General features: G+C 60.2%; 16 protein-coding genes. 6 read left to right on the top strand and 10 right to left on the bottom strand.

The window, feature by feature from the left end; translation table 11 throughout:
- The first annotated feature begins 16 nt into the window (after positions 1–16).
- From HN018_RS08975 to HN018_RS08985, 3 genes are all read left to right on the top strand, one after another.
- Complete coding sequence (locus tag HN018_RS08975; protein WP_171835887.1) at positions 17–1,189, top strand: polysaccharide biosynthesis/export family protein; 1,173 nt, start codon at positions 17–19, stop codon at positions 1,187–1,189.
- Between the two features lie 461 nt (positions 1,190–1,650).
- Positions 1,651–3,969: a glycosyltransferase gene (locus tag HN018_RS08980; RefSeq protein WP_171835886.1), complete on the top strand. Its 2,319-nt coding sequence runs from the start codon at positions 1,651–1,653 to the stop codon at positions 3,967–3,969.
- Positions 3,970–4,006: 37 nt separating this feature from the next.
- Positions 4,007–5,068 carry an FkbM family methyltransferase gene (locus tag HN018_RS08985; RefSeq protein WP_171835885.1) on the top strand — a complete coding sequence of 354 codons (1,062 nt, stop codon included), beginning with the start codon at positions 4,007–4,009 and terminating at the stop codon, positions 5,066–5,068.
- 21 nt (positions 5,069–5,089) lie between these two features.
- Here the strand turns inward: HN018_RS08985 and HN018_RS08990 are convergent, their stop codons facing one another.
- The 4 genes from HN018_RS08990 to HN018_RS09005 form a co-directional block, all read right to left on the bottom strand.
- On the bottom strand, positions 5,090–5,737 hold the full coding sequence (locus tag HN018_RS08990) for an ABC transporter ATP-binding protein (RefSeq protein ID WP_171835884.1): 648 nt from the start codon (positions 5,735–5,737) through the stop codon (positions 5,090–5,092).
- Positions 5,734–6,522: an ABC transporter permease gene (locus HN018_RS08995; protein WP_171835883.1), complete on the bottom strand. Its 789-nt coding sequence runs from the start codon at positions 6,520–6,522 to the stop codon at positions 5,734–5,736. The genes HN018_RS08990 and HN018_RS08995 overlap by 4 nt, the downstream gene beginning before the upstream one ends.
- Positions 6,523–6,528: 6 nt before the next feature.
- Entirely contained in the window at positions 6,529–7,737 is a 1,209-nt protein-coding gene (locus HN018_RS09000) for a capsule biosynthesis protein (protein ID WP_239479160.1), read from the bottom strand.
- A gap of 193 nt (positions 7,738–7,930) precedes the next feature.
- Positions 7,931–9,121 carry a hypothetical protein gene (locus HN018_RS09005; protein WP_171835882.1) on the bottom strand — a complete coding sequence of 397 codons (1,191 nt, stop codon included), beginning with the start codon at positions 9,119–9,121 and terminating at the stop codon, positions 7,931–7,933.
- Positions 9,122–9,304: 183 nt separating this feature from the next.
- Between HN018_RS09005 and HN018_RS09010 the strand changes: the two genes are divergently transcribed.
- Entirely contained in the window at positions 9,305–9,982 is a 678-nt protein-coding gene (locus HN018_RS09010; RefSeq protein WP_456307015.1) for a GDP-mannose 4,6-dehydratase, read from the top strand.
- 203 nt (positions 9,983–10,185) lie between these two features.
- Here the strand turns inward: HN018_RS09010 and HN018_RS09015 are convergent, their stop codons facing one another.
- From HN018_RS09015 to HN018_RS09030, 4 genes are all read right to left on the bottom strand, one after another.
- Complete coding sequence (locus HN018_RS09015) at positions 10,186–11,643, bottom strand: DUF4214 domain-containing protein (protein WP_171835881.1); 1,458 nt, start codon at positions 11,641–11,643, stop codon at positions 10,186–10,188.
- Positions 11,644–12,381: 738 nt separating this feature from the next.
- Positions 12,382–13,677, bottom strand: coding sequence for a glycosyltransferase family 4 protein (locus HN018_RS09020; RefSeq protein ID WP_171835880.1), 1,296 nt, complete (start codon positions 13,675–13,677; stop codon positions 12,382–12,384).
- A complete protein-coding gene (locus HN018_RS09025) occupies positions 13,674–15,038 on the bottom strand; it encodes a capsule biosynthesis protein (RefSeq protein WP_171835879.1) in 1,365 nt (454 codons plus the stop codon). The genes HN018_RS09020 and HN018_RS09025 overlap by 4 nt, the downstream gene beginning before the upstream one ends.
- Entirely contained in the window at positions 15,031–16,557 is a 1,527-nt protein-coding gene (locus HN018_RS09030; protein WP_239479161.1) for a capsular polysaccharide export protein, LipB/KpsS family, read from the bottom strand. Before HN018_RS09030 ends, HN018_RS09025 begins: the two co-directional genes overlap by 8 nt.
- Before the next feature lie 480 nt (positions 16,558–17,037).
- Here HN018_RS09030 and HN018_RS09035 point away from each other — a divergent pair, with 480 nt between their 5' ends.
- The gene (locus tag HN018_RS09035; RefSeq protein WP_171835877.1) at positions 17,038–18,483 is read left to right on the top strand and encodes an LTA synthase family protein; all 1,446 of its coding nucleotides are present in this window, start codon (positions 17,038–17,040) and stop codon (positions 18,481–18,483) included.
- Between the two features lie 29 nt (positions 18,484–18,512).
- Here the strand turns inward: HN018_RS09035 and HN018_RS09040 are convergent, their stop codons facing one another.
- Positions 18,513–18,764, bottom strand: coding sequence for a hypothetical protein (locus HN018_RS09040; protein ID WP_171835876.1), 252 nt, complete (start codon positions 18,762–18,764; stop codon positions 18,513–18,515).
- 6 nt (positions 18,765–18,770) lie between these two features.
- Positions 18,771–20,339, bottom strand: coding sequence for an amino acid permease (locus HN018_RS09045; RefSeq protein WP_171835875.1), 1,569 nt, complete (start codon positions 20,337–20,339; stop codon positions 18,771–18,773).
- Positions 20,340–20,507: 168 nt separating this feature from the next.
- On the opposite strand from HN018_RS09045, the gene HN018_RS09050 reads away from it, so the two are divergent.
- Positions 20,508–21,380, top strand: coding sequence for a glycosyltransferase family 2 protein (locus HN018_RS09050; RefSeq protein WP_171835874.1), 873 nt, complete (start codon positions 20,508–20,510; stop codon positions 21,378–21,380).
- The last annotated feature ends 32 nt before the right edge of the window (positions 21,381–21,412 follow it).

Below are 21,412 nucleotides of genomic sequence, written 5' to 3' on the forward strand. Positions count from 1 at the left end.
GAATGCAGCCCTTACGATGTTGCTACCGATAATCTTGCTCGCGGGATGCAATACCCTGCCCGACAGCGGGCCGGTCGAGTCCAAGATCCTCAACGACGCGAAGAAACCCGAGACCAATCCGCTCGGGTTCAGCATCGTGCAACTGGATCCCTCGGTGATCAGCATGCTGGCTACTCAGTCGCCGCCATTGCTTTCGGCCCTGGGCGGTGGAATGCGCGATCGCCTGAGGGGCGACCGGATCGGTCCTGGCGACGTGCTGCAGGTCTCGATCTTCGAACTCGGCAGCGGATTGTTTGGCGGTGGCAGTGCGGGCGGCATGTCGTCGGGCGGCGGATCCAATCCACTGATGGGCGGCGCCGGCCCGGGCACGAGTGTCACGTCGGAGAACCTGCCACCGATCGTGGTCGACGGCAGCGGGGCGGTGGACGTGCCGTATGTGGGGCGGCTGCAAGCCACGGGGCGGACGCCGACACAGTTGGCGGCGGCCATCAAGGGCGGCCTGAAAGGCCAGTCGCAGAACCCACAGGTGCTGGTGCGGATCAGCACGGATATCACGAATGCCGTGATCGTATCAGGCGACGTGAAGAAGCCGGGGCGTGACGCACTCACGCTCGCGCATGAGCGGCTGCTGGACATGATCGCGATCGCCGGCGGCCCGGAACATGCGCCGGAAGACACCGTGGTGCAGCTGAATCGAGACGGTCGGACCGCGCGCATCCCGCTCCGGATACTGCAGGACCAGCCCGACCAGAACGTAACGCTGGTGCCGGGCGACCGGATCCAGGTGACGTATCAGCCGCGGTCATTCACCGTGTTCGGGGCGACGTCGAAGGTTTCGGAGACGGCGTTCGATACACCGGAGCTCAGCCTGGCGGAAGCACTGGCCCGCATTGGCGGCCCGTTGGACGACCGGGCCGATCCCAACGCGGTGTTCCTGTTCCGGTTCGAGGACCGGCAGGCGGCGGTTCGGATGGGTCTGCCGGTGCGGCCGGGGGTGGCGCTGGCTCCCGTGGTCTACAAGCTCGATATGATGAACCCGACCAGCTACTTCGTGGCGCAAAAGTTCGCCATGAAGGACAAGGACCTCGTCTATATCGCCAATGCGAAGACCAATAAGTTTTACAAGTTCTTCAACCTGATCAGCATGATCGTCGGTCCAGCGATCACTGGCCTTGCGGTATCCCGTTAGGTGCAGCCCCGTAAAGCAGTTCGATCCCATCCTGGACCGGTCCGCGCGCGTAAAATTTACCCTTGCAGACTTCAGCTCTGTTGTAACGATGGTAACAGGGTGGGCTGTCGACGACGATGGTGACGGTTCAAGAAGCCTTGTCTGAGACACCTCGCCAGCATCCCCGTGGTTGCCACCTTGTAAATCTATCGGGAGTCCTGCTCCGAAGAGGACCTATGCAGGTGGCCCGTGCTGAGATGAGGGTGTGGGGTGTCGGTCAGCTATTCACACGCGCCTGCCAGTGAGACCTTCGAGCCCGAACTTGCAGCTTATCACGATTGGCTGTCACAATTTTAGCCTTGATCAGAACACTGATATCACGTTGAAAATGTCCAGACCGGAATGATCAGGCTTCACAGCGGAATTCTTAAGGCGAATACGTGGGTCTTCATGCCATGTAATGTCGTAGTTGATGAAGTTTGGTGGCGCAGGAGACGAGATTGAAACGATGGCTTCAACGGCCGGCCAGGGAAGTGCATCTGGAAGCGTCCGGCTCCGGTGCAAATCCCGTCATGCTTGCAGATCGAGGACAAGTGGAACACGAATCCCTGTCGGCACGCGACAGGGGAGACCACGCCCGGGACGGCAAAGCCTGGATCCAGGCGGCACAGTTCTACGAGAACCATTTGAAGGTCGTGCCGGACGACACGGCCATCTGGGTACAACTCGGACATGCTCGTAAGGAAAGCGGCGATTATGCCCGCGCCGAGGAAGCCTATCGCACTGCGATATCGCTTAGCCCGACTGACGCCGATGTGCCTTTGCAACTCGGTCATCTGATGAAGCTCATCGGTCGTACAAGGGATGCGACTGAATTATACACCACGGCACTTCGGCTTCAGCCGAGTTCAAATGCCTATAGAGAACTGGTAGGCCTGGGCCAGGCCGCGCGAGCGGACCGCCTGATTGGCAGCCTGGCAATGGGAAGTATCCGACCCACCATTTATCTGCAGATCAACGACCTGCTCCACTTCCTGAGAGTTCATAAGACACCATCCGGTATCCAGCGTGTTCAACTCGGGATCTTGACTTATTGCCTGGCGGAACGGCCAGGAGCAGACGAACCACAAGCTGAGTTCGTCTTCAACCAGCCGAACGACACGCAAGTCTGGAAAGTGTCGAGGGCACGGTTGCGCCGCATGGTCGACTATCTAGATGGACTAGATGTCGACACTCTTCTGCTACGCCAACTCGTTGACGAAATACTCGAAGATGCGGTTCTTGTTAAACCGGGTAAGGGTGATAGTTTTGTCATAATCGGGGCATTCTGGGGAATGCCCGGTAATACGCATCTGCTGTCCAGCCTGAGTGAACAGGGTGCCTCCCTGGGTGTTTATTTGTATGATTTGATCCCAATAACGTTCCCGGAATACTGTGCTCATCAACTAACAGTCGAGTTTACGGCCGACTTATGTGAAGCACTGCAGCTTGTCGACTTTGCTCTTGCAATATCGGAATATACCGCTAGAGAAATAAAAAGCTTTATTCAGGAGCATAATTTTCCTTCAATACCCGTCCGGGTCATACCTCTCGCCCACAGCCTTACCGGACTACAAGCTTCAAGCGGTCACGGAGATATCGCAGGCGCCGATTGGACAGACGCCACCGAACGACTTCAGGAGCGTGATTTCGTTCTTTGCGTCTGCACCATCGAGCCGCGTAAAAATCACCGATACCTTTTCGACGCCTGGAAGTTCCTGAAGCAGGAAGGTGTGTCTGTTCCGGATCTGGTATTTGTCGGCCGAAAAGGCTGGCATGTCGGCGATTTCATGGCTCAGCTTGAGAACACCGATTATCTCGATGGAAGCATCGTCGTTGTTCATGATCTCTCCGATACCGAACTTGCGACGCTTTATCGGGCGTGCCGTTTCACGGTTTTCCCTAGTGTTGTAGAAGGCTGGGGGCTGCCTTTGGGAGAAAGTCTCAGCTTTGGAAAGCTTTGTGTATCGTCGAACACGTCTTCGATGCCTGAAGTTGGGCAGGACTTGGTAGAATATGTCGACCCACTGAATTTGCGCGAAGGAATAGAGACCTTTCGGAGACTGATCACGAAGCGTGATGAAGTCGATGAATGGGAACGTCGAATACAGTCGAAGTTCCACCCACGCTCGTGGGAGCATGTTGCTAAACAGTTTCTTTCCGTAACCAGTGACTTGCTTTCGAAGCTTGATGGGGTTGAAAAGCGTCATAGCCCAAGGCTTAGATCCGGAATCCCGCTGCGTGTTAGCGACCTGGTTCGGACCGGAAAAACCAGGTCCATTCAGGATCATGTCGATCTTCAAGCACTTATCCTGAGCGGGAACTGGTATCCGCCAGAAAACTTCGGGGCATGGATGAAGGGAAGCAGTGGCAATATCCGGTTCGCGACTGGCCTGTCGGCTGGGCGAACAGCGATCATCCATCTGGAGTTTGTCACCGCCGCAAATGCCGATCAGGTCAAAGTCGTGTTCTCGACATCCCTCCAGCCTGCGCAGGAACTATCTGTATCTGCGAGCCAGTCCTTATCGATCCGTTTGAGAGCCGTCGTCGAAAAGACCGGAGACATATCCATCGGCCTTAAAACAAGAGGCAGTTATGACGCTGCAATGTATTATCCGAGAGTGTTCTGTATCGGTCTTGTGTCGGTTGCCTTTGTTGACGCCGAAGACCTCGTGGGGCGCGCTGAGCTTTTGGAACGAGTTCTGATTGAACATGGACAAGATACGTCTTCGTCGAGGCTATCATCGCGTTCTACCACCTGATTTGCCAGGTTAGATGCAACAACTAGGAGCGCGGACTTTGAAAGATATCGCCATCTCCAACGGTCTCGAAAGCCTGCCACTACTCGATACCGTCCTATGGTCGTACAGACTTTTGCTTGGTCGAAATCCTGAGGATCTTGAAGAACTGTCACGGCACTTCACCAGCCAGGTGTCGTTCAGCGAGATAAGGCAGCGCTTCTTGCAAAGCCAGGAGTTTGAGAACAAAGTCGTAAGACGGAGGAGGAGCAAGATTGATCAGGCTTTGCTGGACGATTTTCCACCCTATAATGGTCCGGGCCTGGATGGTTCTTTCTACGATTTCATCGGAACTCGAACTCGTTGCTCTTACCTTCCTGCAGTGTATGCAGGCGCGTCCGGTTTAGTCGAAGGACCACCTGGGACGGAAAGATTCGGATTGCATGAACCGGCGGAGTGGGAAGGCACGCTTCGCTCGGTCCTCGAAGCCGGGTCTCGTTTCGTGGCTGTAGAGCTAGGAGCGGGATGGGGACCCTGGCTGGTGGCCGGTGCCAGGGCCGCACAGCGGCGCGGCATTCAGGATATCCGTCTTGCCGGTGTAGAGGGCGCGTCCAGCCACTACGATTTTATGCTGCAACACTTCCGTGACAACGGTCTCGATCCTGCGTCTCACCTGCTCTTCAACGCCGTCGCTGGGGTCCATGACGGTATTGCACGATTTCCGAAACTTGTTCATCCAAGTTCGAACTGGGGCGCCGAAGCAAATTTCGAGCAGGGCCAGAGCTTGGAGCAGTTTGAGGAGGTGGAAAGTATCTCGATTGCAACATTGTTGGCGAAGCTTCCAAAGGTTGATCTATTACATTGCGATATACAGGGTGCGGAAGCAGACGTACTTCTAGCGTCTGGCGATCTACTATCCCAGCAGGTTAGTCGGATTGTAGTTGGTACGCATGGTCGTGTTATCGAAGGTCGACTGATGGAATTCTTCGGCGCCAACAATTGGACTCTGGAACATGACAGCGCCTGCCGATTCAACCAGGACGCCACCGGCAAGCTGCAGCTCGCCGCCGACGGGGTACAGGTTTGGCGCAACAACCGTTCTCAACAAGACATGATGATGTGAAAATGTTGGATCGGCAGATTTCTATATCGCTTCGTAAATATTCACCGCCTCGCGGACCGTCGAACACATGTGAAACTTAGTTTTGTGTATGACTGCTCCTGTATCGCAGTGCTCACGGATAAAGCCCATGTCATGTGAAACAATGATCAACGCGCGATCGACACGTCGGCCGAAAAGCTCGTCCTGGCAGCGTCTCAAAAAACGGGCATCACCAACCATGATCACTTCATCGATGAGGTAGCATTCGAACTCGATGACGATCGAAAGCGCAAACGCCAGGCGTGCCCGCATGCCCGAAGAGTATGTTTTAACAGGCTCGCCGAGTTGTGTTCCAAGCTGGGCGAAGTCATCTACGAAGGCACGGGTGTCCATGTAGTCAAGATTGTAGATACGACAGATGAAGCGAAGATTATCTAGTCCGCTCAAGCTCCCTTGAAAGGCACCGCCGAAGGCGAGGGGCCAGGACACGCTCATCGTCCGTTCGACAGAACCGCTTGTCGGAAGCTCTACGCCCCCGATGATCTTGATAAGCGTCGACTTCCCAGCGCCGTTCTGCCCTAACACACCAAGTTTCTGACCTCGCTCTAATTGAAAATTGACCCGATCAAGGACCCGACGTCTGCCTTTGGCAACGTGGTAATCCTTTACGATATCGATACAACGTATCATTGGATCGCTATGTATTTGCGGACCCTCAGGGTCAAAGACAGGCCAATCAGGATCATCAAAAGTGTGATCCACGCGTCATACACAACGTCGAAGTGAGCATGGACGCCATAGCCGAACCAGCCACCGCGTATCATTTCGATGTTATTGACACTCGGCGACCATAGGAGGATCCAGCGAAAGTGCGGCGGAAGCCAATCGACCATGGTAAAGGCGCCTGTGAAAGGCAACGCCAGGTAAGACAACACCCCTACTGACTTCTCTACCAGTTCAGACAACTCACTCAGGGCAGCGATCAATAACGCGCTGCCAAGGGAGAAAAACATCTGAAATACCAGACCAAAATACAGCAGGCCATAATCTTCTGGCGGTGCCATGAAGCCAAGCACCATCGCGCCTGCCGCCACAAGTACTCCAGCAATCAGGGTCCCTGCCACCTCCAGTAATACACGCGCCAGAATTATATCCAACGGCGTGACCTGTCGATGAAATAGAAGGCTTCCATTGGACTCGAATGCTTTGACTGCACGCATAATACAATGTCGCCACATCGTGAGCGGTACATACCCGGTGACGACAATCGCCGTCATCGGTAAGCCATGCTCATGTGCCGGCCGTATCGCAGTCCATAGTATGGCTACCCCAGCGCAGAAAAGGATAGGCTCGCCAACTACCCAGAGAAATCCGATGTTTTCGCGGCCGTAGCGCGTATGCAACTCCCGAATGATGAGCGCGCCAATAACACGCAGCTGAACTCGTATTAGGGTGAGAAGAGATACGACTGGCATCGCCTGCTAAACCAACTGATGCTCACGTGCGCCATTTATCAGCAAGCGGCCCATGAGATACAAGCCCAGGAAGCTTGCGAACACAACGAGGACCGACACCGTGCTCCGTGGATAAGACGCGTAGTCTGGCCGGTTTGGCTGTGAAATCTCGTCGAGATACATGAGTTGGCGGTCAGCTTGCGTCTTGGCGGTCTGCATGGCCGTCGCAGCGACCAGCAGTTCTTTCTCAGCAAGTTCGCGCTGAACCGTCAGGTCCTCATACGCCGTGATCTTCGGAACCAGCGATGTATCAGAACCGGTAATCCCACCGCTGGCGTTCGCTATCTGCGCCAGAAGCGCCGACATCCGACGCTTGTAGACTGCAATCATCGGGCTGTTGGGCGTCGACACTTCCAACTGCGCTAACTGGACCTGCGTCGAGGTAACCATCGCCTGCAAGTCGGTGATCGCCTTTAACATCGGCTCCGACTGCTTTAAGGGATCCAGCAGCGCTTCGCGATTTCTATACTCTGCCATTTGCGCAGAAATTGACCTCAAGTGACTCTCGGCAAGGGAAACTTCGCGCACTGAGGCACTGATTGTGTTCTCACGTTGCCGGTCATTCATTCGATTGATCAACTGCTCGGCGGCTTTCAATTCCGCAACCGCCACACGCTGAGAGTCCTGCGCACGAAATGTCCGAACCGTTAAAGTCGAAATAGACGTGGTGCTATCGAGCTCCGCAATGATGTGCTTCTGATAGAAGCGGAAGAAGCTTTCGAAAGTTTGAGACCGGAAAACTCCAGGAAAGCGGCTGAGCGGATCAGCTTCGGGACGATCGAAAACTGCCCGAAGATCTTGTTGTTGCAGCATCTCTTGCGCCGCGTCGCGAGACATTATGAAATTCTGGACCGCGTACGTATCCTCGCTCGCAGAACTCCCACCGCCGACCGTCAGGAGACTAGACAGCATGCCAGGAGACTGGTTTCCCTGCCCCCGGACAACGAATTGCGCCTGCGACACATACTGTGGGGCTGCGAAAAGCCCGAAATAGACGGCAGCAACGAGAGTCGGAAGAACGACGAACACCAGAAACGATACTCTCCGCGCGCGGCTAGAGCCTGACGAAAAGCCGTGACGATCTTGCTGCCGCTGGAGTAAAGCACCAGCAGCAACGCCCGGAAGATCAAATCCATCCATGTTGACAGTATAACACGGAGCAACCGCGCCGTTCAAGATTTGTGGTTCCTCGCGTAATCGTGAGCGCACCGACCTTGAAAAAGGTGGAACTTAGAGCGAATAGCACAAATAAGCGATCGGTGGATCGAGGAATTGCCCTTCAACGGCAGTCGTTCGCAGCAGCTTTAAACAAGTCCCACCTCTCCCATCTATCGTGCGTACACCAGTCACGATTTGATGCACGAGAACGTCACCTCGGTGTCAGCGACGGCCAGGAAACGATCCCTCGGCTTTCGGGTGGCTGCGGCGCGCTTTTGACTGGAGATGGCGCATAGACCTGCGGAACTATTCCAATCGCAACCGTCGACGGATATCTCGGGGCATTCAAGTAATATACGCGAGCTTGCCCATGAGAAAAATTTACGAACGCTGCATCAAAAACGAAATTGGTTGCGGCGGTGCCGTCCGTGTCATCAATTAAATACTTGTCGATAAAGTCGGCTTTAAGCAGCCCTGCGCTGATTTGGGTCTGCCATCCATCTTCTTTGATTGCAGATGCGGCTGGGATCTGAGCCGGGGTTGTGACCGAAGGATCTTGTCCTTGGTATGAGAAAAAATCCAGTCGTATGGACCCTTCATCAAAATACGATGGGCTGGTGACTGACCATATTCCCCACTTGCATGCTTCGAACTTCGCAAGACCGATGTGGATCATCGTCGCGGACCCGCCGGGGACCTTACATGAGTTGTTGATACATGGTCCTTCGCCGGGAGTCGTGATCAGCTTGAGCCCGCTGCGGGCTGCATAGGTGAAAAGGTTAGCCGCCTGCAAATCATCTTCACGGCCAAGTATGAACGTGTCGAGATGAGAGATCTGATAAGATAGGATTTGGGGGGATTGGGACCACCAAGGCCAGTTTCTGGCATTGTCAATTACCGATCCATCAAAGTTCTTGTCTGCGTAGATTTCGTTGTCGAAGAACTGGCCGAAGAAATCGCGTACTATCGTCCGACCAGCAGTATGAATCCTAATGCCCAGTGTGCAGTTCATGCACATGATACGCTGGATAGTGATGCCGCCTCCAATGCGCTCCACGTCGAAGAGGTAGCCATATTCACGCGGCTTCCAGTCACTCGCGGTGACCGGTTGATCCTCGTAAGCCGCGATGTCACTCCAAATAGAACCACTCGAGGAATTACCGATGATCTGGATCACAGGTTTGTTCAGGAATGTCACATGTAACACGGTACCGGAGGCGATCTTCCCTCCAGCCGGCTCCTGCCACCCGGCTCCAGTGACATTGACATGGCAATCGGCCAGGAGGATCTGTGAATCAAGTCGATAGATACGCGAAGACAAATGGACTGCCTGCTGTGTGGCGCAAGCGGCAGCGATAGCCCGATTTACGCTGGGTGCATCATCTGTCCCATCTGACGTCATTCGGTAATCCTCCGGATAGATACCAAATCGCGACACCGGTACAATGTCGGCTACATGGGCTTCACTATGGTCAGACTTAGGTCCATCTGTACGTCCGGTCGCTATGCTAGGGATGAAGCACAAACATAAACCCATATACCGGAGCGTCCTCAGCATGAGCATGATCTCGATGTGCTTCCTTGATTGGCTCCGCGTGCCGACCTGTCCAGCCTGATACGCATCGTCAACTTGGTCGAGCCAGACGAAGTCTACAACCCGGCCGCTCGGAGGTTCGTCGCCGCCTCCTGGCAGCAGCCGCTGCTGACCGGCCTGGCGACCGGCATCGGCGCTGCCAACCTGCTCGAAGCCGTGCGGATCGCCCGGCCCCAGGCCCGCTTCTACCAGGCCTCCTCGTCGGAGATGTATGGCCTGATCCAGGAAAAGGTGCAGAGCGAGCGCACGCCGTTCTATCCGCGCTCGCCCTATGCCGTCGCCAAGCTCCACGCGCACGGGATGATTGTGAACTACCGCGAGAGCTCCGGCCTGCACGCCTCGTCGGGCATCCTGTTCAACCATGAGAGCCCGCTGCGCGGCATCGAGTTCGTGACCCGCAAGGTCACCGACGGCGTGGCACGCATCAAGCTCGGGCTGGCCACGCAGTTGCCGCTCGGCAACCTCGATGCCATCCGCGACTGGCGCCATGCGCGCGACACCTTGGAAGCCATGTGGCTGATGCTGCAGCAGGACGTCGCCGACGACTACGTGGTCGCCACCGGCCGCACCACCTCGATCCGGCCGGCGGAAGTGGACGTGCTGCTGGGCGATGCCTCTAAGGCCAAGGAAAAGTTCGGCTGGCAGGCACCACCACCCTGCGAGAAATGATCGCCGTGATGGTCGAGGTGGGTCTTGCCGTCACCGGGAGCGCAGGGGTGCGCCCACGCTGCCCAGGCTAGCAGAAAGCGCATCGGCGCTCTGAACGAATGGCCGTTGCCGCGGTGGTGTCTACCTCGCCTAGGTTTAGACAAGATAAAAAAGGACCTGTTCGTGCACCGTTGATCGCGAACAGGTCCCCGTCGATCTTTCAGCTACTTCGCAATGAACACCGATGCATCGTGGGTCGCAACCGATGTGCGTAGCTTGCTTTCCATGCTATCCGAGATGCCGAGTGCCACAACAGAACGGTCGGTTCCGGCGTTCAGCGTGTTGACCCAGCTCTGCAGCCCGGCACTATCCGGAGTCCTGCCAAGTCCATGCTGGTAGAGACCCGTTACAAAAGCCGCATTACTCAACTGTCCAAAATCACTCTTGAACTCGGCTGAGTTGATGAACTCGCTTGCCATAGTCTGCAACGAAGTCCCCGACTGCGCTTCGGTGATGAATTGCGACGCTCCGCCCACATCTGGCGCGCGACCAAGCGTAGTCTCATACAGACGATAGACCTCCCCGTAGGTGGCATCTCCGCTGTAGCCGAGCGTGCTGATGACGTTGTTGGCACTTTCAGCGAACTGCATCGCGATGGTGCCCCGGCTTGCCCCCGAATCCAGGGCCGAAATCGCGCCATTGTCCAGTGCGGTCGCTGCGGTGTTGCCGGTGTTCTGTGCCAGAATGCCGACGAACTGCGTGTTGGTCAGCGTTCCGTGTGCCGCGGTGAACTCGGCCGAATTGATGAACATGTTCCCGGCGGAGGCAAGCGGTACCGTTCCAGTGTTGACCAGATTGCTCATCTGCTTAAGTCCCCCGAGGTCGGGCGCGCGGCCGAGGACAGCCTGGTAGAGATGCGCCAGCGTCTCAGAATTCCCGGACGGATCGACAATGGAAACGCCGTCTGTGAAGCCGATCGCCTGGCCATTCTGAACAGTATTCGTTCCGTCGCGCCCGGAAATGGTATCCTTCACGACGTTCGTCGTGGTTCCGCTCGCTGCAATACGGTAATTGCTGCTTGATCCGCTTAACCGCCGGCTCACCGCGCCAAGATTGTCGCCAACTGCAAACCCGCCGAAACCGTCGGCCGCCACTTTCAGCGTGCCGGCGCCAAATGAGCCCGATACTGCCTGCGATGCCACCATCGTCGCGCCATTCATGACCCGAAGGACGCCATCGATATAGGTCACCGACGTAGCTGCACCAACACTACGGAAGTCGATCGTGTCGCTACCGCTGAAGCCAGTGACGGCACCGGTAACGATTGACCCGAGTTGGCTGAATCCTAATGTGCCGTTTGGGCCACTGAACGTGACCGGCGCTGTTATGTTGATCGGTAGATCGGAGGAAAGGTTGAACGTCCCCGAAGGACCGATCGTTAGCGATGACAAAGCCTCGGCAGAGATCGGGCTCACCAGGTTTAGGGTCGCACCGTTCTGCACGGTAAACGCCGATTGAACACTGACCAGAAGCCCACCGAGGGTAACGACCACCGGGTCACCCGCAGGGGTTCCCGAATCCCGGGTCACCAGCACCATCGATGCCAAACTGGCTGAGGCAAGGTCCACTGTTTGTGAGCTGTCCATTGTCTGCGACTGCAAAACGGCTAACGTCTTTACCATTTGTTCTACTCCCAGCGGAGCTTTCCTTCTGACAGGTTAAACTCGCACTCTGATGTGTATGACGACTCTTTCTGTAAACCTAACTGATTCTTCATAGTCCACGTTTTAAACTGTTCCCGAAATTTGAAGCACTATTCCGGATTTCGATGACTCTCTTGTTTTGTTCGAGACTGTCAGGTTAGGTCATGATAGTCCCGACTTGAAAGATAAAGCCCGGTAAGACATCGATGCTACTAAACTCCGAGCCACAGGCTGCCAAATACTTCCAATTCCAGGCAGACTTAATCCGCTGGGAGCCGGCTTTCCGCGGCCGCGATCCATCACATACAATCTCCATGCGTGATCGAAGAGCCGTCCAAAGCCTGTCCAGAAGTAAATTCTTGGCATCGCCCGCCGCTCTGGGCAATATAGGCTTCAGCTAAATGCAGTAACACGCCTTGTATGCCTATCAAAAGCTGCGTTTTAGAATGGTTTGACCGAGCTGATGGGCCGGAGCCGTAACGAATCCACGGAGCCATTCCCGGTTCAAAAGCAACCGATGAATCCTGTCACCTGGCAGAAAACGTTATAACAAAGTCGAAACTTCTATGCCTTGGCGCGGCTAAAGACAAACACACCTTGTCTCGCCCAGTCTCGCCCGTTGGCCTCGAGCGAAAGGCCAGGTCCCGGATGGCAGAGCCGATCCAGGCGAAGAACCGCCTTGGAGAGCTGTCAATCGTCCCATCTCAGGATCGATCGTCAATCACCTGATCCCGCCGACACGGCGACCGTCGCATTGCTCGCGTAACCATCGATCAATTGCATGGCCGACCGGACACTGTCATCCCAGCCGGGAACCGGCAGATCTCGCAGCGACGCGCGTTGCGCCTCACGATCCGTATCGTTACCGGTAAAAGCCTCGACCTTGCGTTTCCAGGCCATCGTGTCGAGCGGGTCGAGCATGTAAGGCCGTCCGCCGCCTACTTCTCGAAACACCGGGATGTCGGAGCATATCGCCGGCACCCCCAGCGAAAGCGCCTCCGCCAGCGGTAATCCATAGCCCTCGGCAAAAGACGGGAACAGCAGGGCCCGGGCGCCTTTCAGAAGACGCACCACCTCCTCGTCTGGGAGGGCGTTGTGTTCCTTCACCACGCCCTTGAGTGCCGGGCAGCGCTCGATCATGTCGAGCACCTGCTCGTTTTCCCAGCCCCGCTTGCCGATCAGGACCAGATGCGGCGCCTGCTCGCCATGCTCCTCCACCAGCCGACGCCACAGATTGAGCAGGAGCAGGTGGTTCTTGCGGGCCTCGATCGTTCCGAGGCAGATGAAATACGGATGCGGCACCGGTCCGGTCGCGGCGTCCGGTCCGATGCGAGCGTTCGGCAGCGCACGCAGATGCACGCCATGCGGGATAACCCACACCGGCACGTGCGGACGACCGGCTCGCTCGAGATACGGCAGCAACGAGCCACGCACCGCTTCCGACGGCACCAGAACCGCATCCGCCTGCCGGACCACCGTGTCGATCCGGGACGCATGCCGGGCCGGCTCGCGCTCCCGGGAATACTCGGGAAACTCCAGCGGGATCAGGTCGTGCACCATCGGCACGAAGGCGGCACCGCGCTTCGCGATCGCCTGCGCCACCACCGCCGGACGGGTCAGGTGATGATGCGACAACAGCAGATACACACGCCGCCGCAGATCGCCGGACGCCGGGCGGTGCGGGTTGCGGTCGCTCCGCGGCAGCATCAGCCCGTGCAGCAGACGACGGCCGAGCCGCACTGCGGTGGTGTCATCGACGACTCCCGCATCCCATCGCGCCGCGAGCGCCTCGACGAAGCGAGCCGTCGCATCGAACGGCAGGCTGCCGAAGCGGCCCAGCGGATGCAGCGCCACGAACTCGACGCGCTCCGGCGCATGCGACAGCAGATACACGGCATAGGCCAACTCGACCCGGTCGATACCGGTCGGCACATCCGCGCCGGCGCGTGACAGCAGCCGGGACAAGTCGAGTGTCACGAATGGCGCGATCTGCGCACGGCCCAACACATTCATGCCGTCGGGCCGTGGGACCTGACAAGCCCGGGTGAGGGACGGCGGTCCCGGCTACGCTCGACCAGCAGGGCCTGCCTGTTGGCCTGCGCCGCGCGCGAGCCCTCCGCGAAATGGATCGGGCTATGCGCCTTCAGCCGTGCAATCGCACCGGCCACCAGCTTGTCGATTGCGGGCTCCGAGAAAAACCCGCCGGCAATCAGGCAGCGCTCGATCAGGACGCGTCGATATGCGTCGAACGTCGGTTCGTCCGGCCGCCCGGGATTGCTCCAGAACGCATCGAGCGTGCCCTGGAAGGTGATGTCGCGAATATCATACACCGCCTGTCCCAGGGTGATCACCGGAACGCCGCAGGCAAGTGCGAGCGTACCGGTGGTGCTGTTGATGGTGACGAGCCCTTCGGCCGCCTCGACCAGCAGCGCGATATCGCCACGCTCCAGGTAATGCACCCGCTCGCCGACCCCGTGCGCCGCCGCCTGCATGGCAACCTCGCTGCGCCAGTCACGCACGCCGTTATCGAGCGGGTGTTCCTTGATGATCAGGCTCACCTCGCCCGGCGCATTGCCGGCGAACGAGGCGATCACGTGGCGGATCGCATCCGCCATGCTGCTGAACGAGGAGTGCAGCCGAACCTGCGCATCGGCGTCGAGCTGAAGCGGAAACAGCATGTAGGGAGTGCCGCTGTTCATCAGCAGCGACAGCGTCTGTTCCGTACGCACCGATGCCGCAGTCCGACGGGACAGCTTGCGCAACCAGCCAACGCCCTCCGTCAGCGGATGCCATGGACGGTAATTGTCCCAATGCGGAAAACGCCAGCGGGTGAGGAGATCCGCGGTGTTGTAGGCGACACCTTGCAACGCCCGCGTTCGGAACGATGACGGCACCACATGATGGGGCGGGGCGGGGGAAAGCCGGGCGGCCTGGTCGCGGTAATAGTCCGGGTCGCGCGGCAGGCTCGAATGACCGTTGACGCCGCCGAGTTCGAGCGTGACCCAGTCCGGCCGCAGATAGCCCTCTTCGAACACGTGCACGGGAATGTGCAGGCGGGCACAGACGGCGATCGCGGCCCGGTGCAGCGGCCGGCAGTCGCCGAACAGCAGCACGTCCGTGACGCCGCGCTCGACCAGGATGGTCTGCAGCGTGGCCGGCCAGTCGGCCATCTTTCCGGTGAAGTCGATGCCACCCGGGAGGCGCCAGTACAGCCGGTCACCCCCATTGAAGTTGACCTTGAACACGCGGTAGCCCTCGTGGCGCAGTGCCTGTCCGATGCGCTGGAAGAACGGGCCCATCAGCCCTTGCAGCAGCAGGATGGTCCTGGCCGGCCCTGCCGGTGGCGCGATATCGAGGGTAGGGATCTCAGGCATCGGCCGCACCGTCGATCGCGCTGCCTGAAGGCCGGACATGAACGGTTCGCAGGTGGCGGCGCATCCGGCCCTGCAACCGGCGCAGGCGCATCAGGGCGGTCGGTCGCCAAAGTGCGGAATTGGCGAGGCTGTCGATCAGCACTTCCGGTCCGCAGGGAAGCCTTGTCCGCAGGTCGATGTAGCGCGGATAGAGGATCAGCGTCGCCGCGACCAGCTCCTCGATCGCCAGCAGGCGGCCCCTGCGCGGGATCGGCGCGCGATCCTCGGTCAGGCCCCAGCCCGCATAGAAGGGCTGTCCGTAGGTCACCACCAGCCGTCCGCGCAGCAGCGCCTCGAAGCCGGCCAGGGAGGTCAGCGTGTGCACTTCGTCGACCGACCCGATGAGCGGCGCGATCGCGCCGCCGCGGCTGATGTGGTCGGCAAAATGCAGGACCGTGGCGTCGGCCAGGGCGCCGGGACGGTGTCCGGCCACGACATCCGGGTGAGGGCGATACACGATGAACGCGTCGGGTACCGTTGCACGGACCTGTTGCAACAGCGCCAGATTGTCCCGGATCGCGCCGCCTCCGAGCCTGACCGAGAGGTCGTCCGCAACCTGGCCCGGCACCAGCACGATCGGCCGGCCGGGGGGCGCGCCCAGGGCGGGAGCGCTCCCGCCGGCCGCGTATTTCGAGATGTTCGCAGCGACAAGCTGCTCGATGAGCCTGCGGGCGCGGTCCCGGATCGCATCGTCGAAGCTGTGGGTTGCAAGAATCGTCTCCAGGTCGCTGGGACCTGACGGATCGAAATAGACGCCGGTGCGGTCGACGATGACCGAGGCCGGCGGCAGCAGATCGCTTCCGAGCCCAAGAGACCGAATGAAGCCATCCTCTACGCGTGCCACTGGAACGCCAGCCGATGCGGCCTCCGCCACGAGGCCGTCCGGAACGCGGGTGGACCACACGGCGATACTACCGGTTGCCTGGCCATCCCGACTCTGCGCCGCTCGCACCGCGGACTTTGCCCGCCTGTGGAACGGGGGACTGCCGGTTGCGTCGGCGCGTGCAAACAGCTGGGCGATGCGCCGGCGTTTCCAGAGCGACATGCCGACGCACGCCGCGATATCGCGGTTCGCCATCATGATGCGGCGCCACTCGGCAAGCAGCGCGATCGCAGCCTCGGCCGTCATCGGGGCGCCGGAGAATGGGTCGGTATAGCGTGTCGCCGACAGGAGCAGCGCCAACGCGCGCGCCGGATCCTCCCGTATCCGATGTCCCGACGCATGAAGCCGCGACACCGGCAACTCGCGGAGCAGGGCAAGCGCCGAGAGCGTATCGACGGCGCCGACCTGAACCGCCGCCGCCCGATCCAGCAACGCATGCGGATCGACATCGGCAGCCACGAGCTGGGCACCGCTATGCCTCGCCTCGTCCAGGAGCGGACGAAGTCGGGCATCTGCATGGCGTCGGCGCGGCAGCACCAACACCAGGCGAGCCGCCTCCTGCGTCTGGACGGCATCTCGCCAGAGCCTGGTGGCCACGTGTAGATCGCTTGGAATACAGACCAGGGTGACCTCGAATCCCGCTCGTAATGCAGGCGGTCTCGAATTCCAGAATTGGCCGCCAACTCCTGCGCGATGCATCGCAGTGACGACCGGATGACCAGCAATTCCGTCCGAACCGACCGGCTTGGCTACGATATCAACCCACGGACAGGATACCTGTCCAATTAAAGGAACGCGTCGTTGAAACGGAGGGGTCAGCAACAGAAAAGGAGCACGGTCAGGAAGCGTCAGCAGCGTTCAATCTCCGATAGACACTTCTCGAAGCCAGAGCACCACACGCATGTAAGAGTTCCTGCCGACCCAGGGCTTTTCTGATCACCTGCATCATCACAGCCAGACCGAGTACCGAAACTTGCAAAACGTCGCGTTTTTAAATCAAGACGGTTTCCGTCTGTCTCCCTGCTCGGTACGCAGAACTTGAGCAGGGACGCGACCATTTGGGCTATCGAGATCGCCATGCTGGTATTGGCCGTCGAGCTGCTCGATCCGATCGCGCTCCCCCGCCGCATCAACCGTATGGCCTGGTCGCCGCGCAGCCTGATCGCGCTGCCGTTCCGCCTGTGCCCGGTGGTATCGTTCGCCGGTTTGATGCTGTGTCTTACCGGCCGGCCGCTGACGGCCGTTGCCGTTACGATCATCCTGGTGACTGGTTTCGCCGTCGGGTCGAACGTCAAGCGCCGCGTCCTCGGCGAGCCCCTGATCTTCACCGATTTCGCCATCGTCGGAGAGATGGTGCGTCATCCGGGCTTTTATCTCGGAGCCATCCCCACGCTTGCCCGGGTGGCACTCATTGTCGTCCTTGCCGTGATGGCCTGGCTGTTGATCGCCAACTGGACGGGCGACCTGGTGTCGCGCGGCATCGGTCTCGGGCTCGCCCTGTCATGCTGGGCGCTGCTGTTCCGGCTGAAAGACCTCCGGCCCTGGCGCGATCTCATGGTGCACCCGGCGATGGATGCGGACGTTGCCCGGCATGGCCTGATCGCCACGCTTTCGCTCTACTGGCTCCGATGGCGGAAGGAACCGGACCCGGCTCCCTTGCCAGGTCTCGCCGCAGACGGTGGCGTCCGCCCGGTCGAGCTCCTCGTCGTGGTGCAATGCGAGTCCTTCGCCGATCCCGCAACGCTGGGGGAGGCGATCGCCACCCGGATCCCGGAGCTGCCGGGCCTTGCCCGCGCCCGCGCCCGCGCCAGCCGCTGGGGCAAGCTCGCGGTCAGCGGCTTCGGTGCCTACACGATGCGCACCGAATACGGCGTGCTGTTCGGCCGAGAGGAAGACAGAATCGGTTTCCGCCGCTTCGACCCGTTCCTGACCGCGGCTCGGGATCGTTCGGCTGCCCTGCCGATGCGGCTCCGCAACCGGATCGGGGACGCCCTGTTCGTGCATCCGCATGATCTGAGCTTCTACGGCCGCGACGCCCTCATGCCCGCCATCGGCTTCACCGGCCTGTTCGGCCATGCCGCCTTCCAGGGCGTGCTCGATCGGGGGCCGCATGTGAGCGACGCCGCGCTCGGTGATCGCGTGGAGGCGCTGATCGCAACCAGTGTGACGCCGACCCTGATCTACGCGGTCACCATCGAGAATCACGGACCGTGGAAGCCCGGCCGGCTTGCTGCGGGCGGCACCGCGCTCGATGCCTACCTGGACCATCTGGCCTCCGGCGATGCGCTGCTGGACAGGCTGATCGACGTGCTCGATGCGGATGGACGACGCGCGACCCTGGTGTTTTTCGGCGACCACCGTCCGTCCATCCCCGGCGTTGTCGAGCCGGATACCGAGCGGGATACGCCGTTCGTCCTGATCGACTTCAACCCCGACGGGCCGATCGCTCAGCCGGTCGAACCGGAACGCCTGACACCCGCCGGACTTCACCACGCCATACTGGACGCGATGTCAGCGCCCTAGGGACATGGCCTTGGCCGGGACCCCCCGGGTCAGATCGTGCGATCCTCGTCGTCGATATCGTCCATCGGCCGGGCGACGCGCGTATGGGACAGGAGGCGGAAGCCACCGACGATCATCAGCACGCCGATCAGGATCGGCAGGCGCGCCATGATCCAGGGCGAAGTCCAGGCCGAAACGTTCGCGGAGTTCATGTTGAACGCCAGCGACCACACGCTGACCGACGCGACGATGAAGCCGCCCAGCATCAGGGCGGCAATCAGATACACGCGCTTGAGCAACATGGATGACTAACTTTCGAGGCTGCGGGCCGCCGCGGTCTCCTTGGCTAGCCGGGAGTGACGGTAGCCATAGCCGGCGTAGCAGATCGCGCCCAGCGCGATGTAGGACAACAGCAGTAACGCCGGCACCGGATTGTGGTTCAGGAGCGCCCGCGTCATGTCGATCAGCAGCGGTCCCGCCATGACGAAGCTGAACAGGATGCCGAGCGACGGCACGATGCCGATCCACAGGCCGCGTATGCGGATGGCACCGAGCGGCACCGGGAAGGGCGGCTTCAGGTCTGGGATCGCGTTGCGCTGCCAGATCACCGTGAAGCAGACGATGCCGAACGCGACCGTGGTGCCGAGGCTGACCAGGTCGCTGATGATGTCGATCGGCAGCGTCGCGGTCGCGGTCGCGACGCCGATGCCGAGCAGGATGGTTCCGAGCCAGGGGGTCCGGAAACGCGGGTGCAGCACGCAGAAGATCCGCGGCAGCAGGCCGTCGCGGGCGATGGTGAAGAAGATCCGGCTCTGGCCGTACTGGAGCACCAGCATCACCGAGCAGAGTCCGGTCACCGCACCGATCTTGACGAACAAGGCGAGCCAGGGCTGGCCCATCGCATCCACCGCGATCGCCAGCGGATCGGCGACGCCGAGCTGCTTGTACGGAACGACCCCGGTCATCACCGCGGCGACGCAGATATAGACGACCGTGCAGACCGCCAGCGAGCTGATGATCCCGATCGGCACGTCGCGCCTGGGGTTCTTCGCCTCGGCGCTGGCGCAGGACACCGCCTCGAAGCCGACATAGGCAAAGAAGATGACCGAAGCGGCCCGGAAAATGCCGGGGACGCCGTAGCGGAAGCCGCCCTCGTTGGCTGGAATGAACGGCATCCAGTTGGCAGGGTGGATCGCCTTGATGCCGAGGGCCACGAACACCAGCAGCACACTGACCTTCAGCACCACGATGACGCTGTTGACGGTGGCCGATTCGGAAACGCCGATCACCAGCAGCACGGTGACGATGACCGAGGCGAACGCGCCGACCAGGTTGAGCCCGTGGCCGATGTCGAGCGTCATGGTGCCGTTCGCAGCCGGGATCGTCTGGATGAAGGAGGTCGAGCACCATGCAGGCAGGTTGACGCCGAAATCGTGCAGCAGGCTGGTCGCGTAGCCCGAGAAACCCGCAGCCACACCCGCGCAGGATATCCCGTATTCCAGCAGCAGCAGCCAGCCGACTACCCAGGCGGCCAACTCGCCCATGGAAGCATAGGCATAGGTGTAGGCGGAGCCGCTCACCGGCATGGTCGAGGCCAGCTCGCCATAGGAGAGGGCGGTAAAGACGCAGGCGAGGCCGGCGACCAGGAACGAGAGCAGGATGGCAGGGCCGGCATAGTTGGCCGCCGCAGTCCCGGTCATGACGTAGATACCCGCACCGATCGTCGAGCCGATGCCCAGCATGGTGAGGTTGAGGGGGCCGAGGCTCCGCTTCAGCCCGTGCGAGTCGGTTTCGGCCTCGATCTGTGCCAGCGACTTGCGGAGCCGGAAGCGTCCGGCCCGAGGCCCGGTGGCGCGGGAACCGGTCGTAATGCTCATGCCGGGTGTGCTCCAGGCACGCCTGTCTGCGGATACGGTGCGTGCCCATGCATGGTTGCCATGCAGCGATCGTATGGAGGACAGGGGCGAACGGTTCAAGTGTCTGCCGGACCGCCTGGACCGGCAGGCGATTACCTGCCGCGTTCGTTTCACTATACCATCGTTTCGATGAAAGCGCCGCTCGCCGCCGTAACCATGGTCTTCAATGAGGAGACCTTCCTGCCGGTCTGGCTGCGCCATTATGGCGACCAGATCGGGCCGGAAAACTGCTTCGTGCTGGATCACGGATCGACCGACGGCAGCACCCGGCCGCCGTCGGTGCAGGGCGCCAGCGTCGTGCGCATCCCGCGCTCACCGCAGGACGACACGCTCAGATGCGGCTTCGTCTCGGACTTCTGCGCGTCGTTGCTGAGCTGGTACGACGCGGTGATCTATACCGACGTCGACGAACTGCTTGTACCCGATCCGGCCGTGCACGGGTCGTTGCTGGCCTACGCCGCCGGCGTCGGCGAAGGCGACGTCGTGACGGCGCTCGGCTTCGACGTGGTGCAGGTGCCGGACCTGGAGCCGGCTCTCGACTGGACCGGCAGACTGGCGCTGCAACGCGACTGGATCCGGTTCAGCAGCGCCATGTGCAAGCCGGTTCTGATCCGCAGGCGCGTCGCATGGGCTCCGGGCTTCCACTGCATCGATGCAGGCCCCGCATTCAGCGACCTGTTCCTGTTCCACCTGCGCTATGCCGACCTGGCATCCGGGCTGGCGCGGCTGCATCGCACCCGTAACCAGGCCTGGGTGACGCCCGAAGCCGGGTCCCACCAGCGAATGCCGGACGGACAGTGGGAAGGCATGCTGCGCGGCATGGCCGGGCTGCCGGGACGGACGGACATCACCCTGCTGCCCGACGACCCGGTGCTGGCATACTGGCGGGACCAGGTGCTGGACAGCGCCTCCATCCGCCTCGATGCGCTCTACCGGATCGATCTGCACCTCAGCGGCGACGCGTTATGGCGCTTGCCAGACCGGTTCCGCGACCGGTTCTAAAGCTCGTGCCGGTCGCGGAACCGGTCCGCGGA

Source organism: Lichenicola cladoniae, assembly GCF_013201075.1.
GTDB lineage: Bacteria > Pseudomonadota > Alphaproteobacteria > Acetobacterales > Acetobacteraceae > Lichenicola > Lichenicola cladoniae.

Coding starts and splice junctions, on each gene's coding strand:
- HN018_RS09005 (WP_171835882.1), bottom strand. CDS start 9,121: ATGACGTCAGATGGGACAGATGATGCACCCAGCGTAAATCGGGCTATC.
- HN018_RS09045 (WP_171835875.1), bottom strand. CDS start 20,339: ATGAGCATTACGACCGGTTCCCGCGCCACCGGGCCTCGGGCCGGACGC.
- HN018_RS09020 (WP_171835880.1), bottom strand. CDS start 13,677: ATGAATGTGTTGGGCCGTGCGCAGATCGCGCCATTCGTGACACTCGAC.
- HN018_RS09025 (WP_171835879.1), bottom strand. CDS start 15,038: ATGCCTGAGATCCCTACCCTCGATATCGCGCCACCGGCAGGGCCGGCC.
- HN018_RS08995 (WP_171835883.1), bottom strand. CDS start 6,522: ATGCCAGTCGTATCTCTTCTCACCCTAATACGAGTTCAGCTGCGTGTT.
- HN018_RS08975 (WP_171835887.1), top strand. CDS start 17: ATGTTGCTACCGATAATCTTGCTCGCGGGATGCAATACCCTGCCCGAC.
- HN018_RS09035 (WP_171835877.1), top strand. CDS start 17,038: ATGCTGGTATTGGCCGTCGAGCTGCTCGATCCGATCGCGCTCCCCCGC.
- HN018_RS09040 (WP_171835876.1), bottom strand. CDS start 18,764: ATGTTGCTCAAGCGCGTGTATCTGATTGCCGCCCTGATGCTGGGCGGC.
- HN018_RS09050 (WP_171835874.1), top strand. CDS start 20,508: ATGAAAGCGCCGCTCGCCGCCGTAACCATGGTCTTCAATGAGGAGACC.
- HN018_RS09015 (WP_171835881.1), bottom strand. CDS start 11,643: ATGGTAAAGACGTTAGCCGTTTTGCAGTCGCAGACAATGGACAGCTCA.
- HN018_RS08990 (WP_171835884.1), bottom strand. CDS start 5,737: ATGATACGTTGTATCGATATCGTAAAGGATTACCACGTTGCCAAAGGC.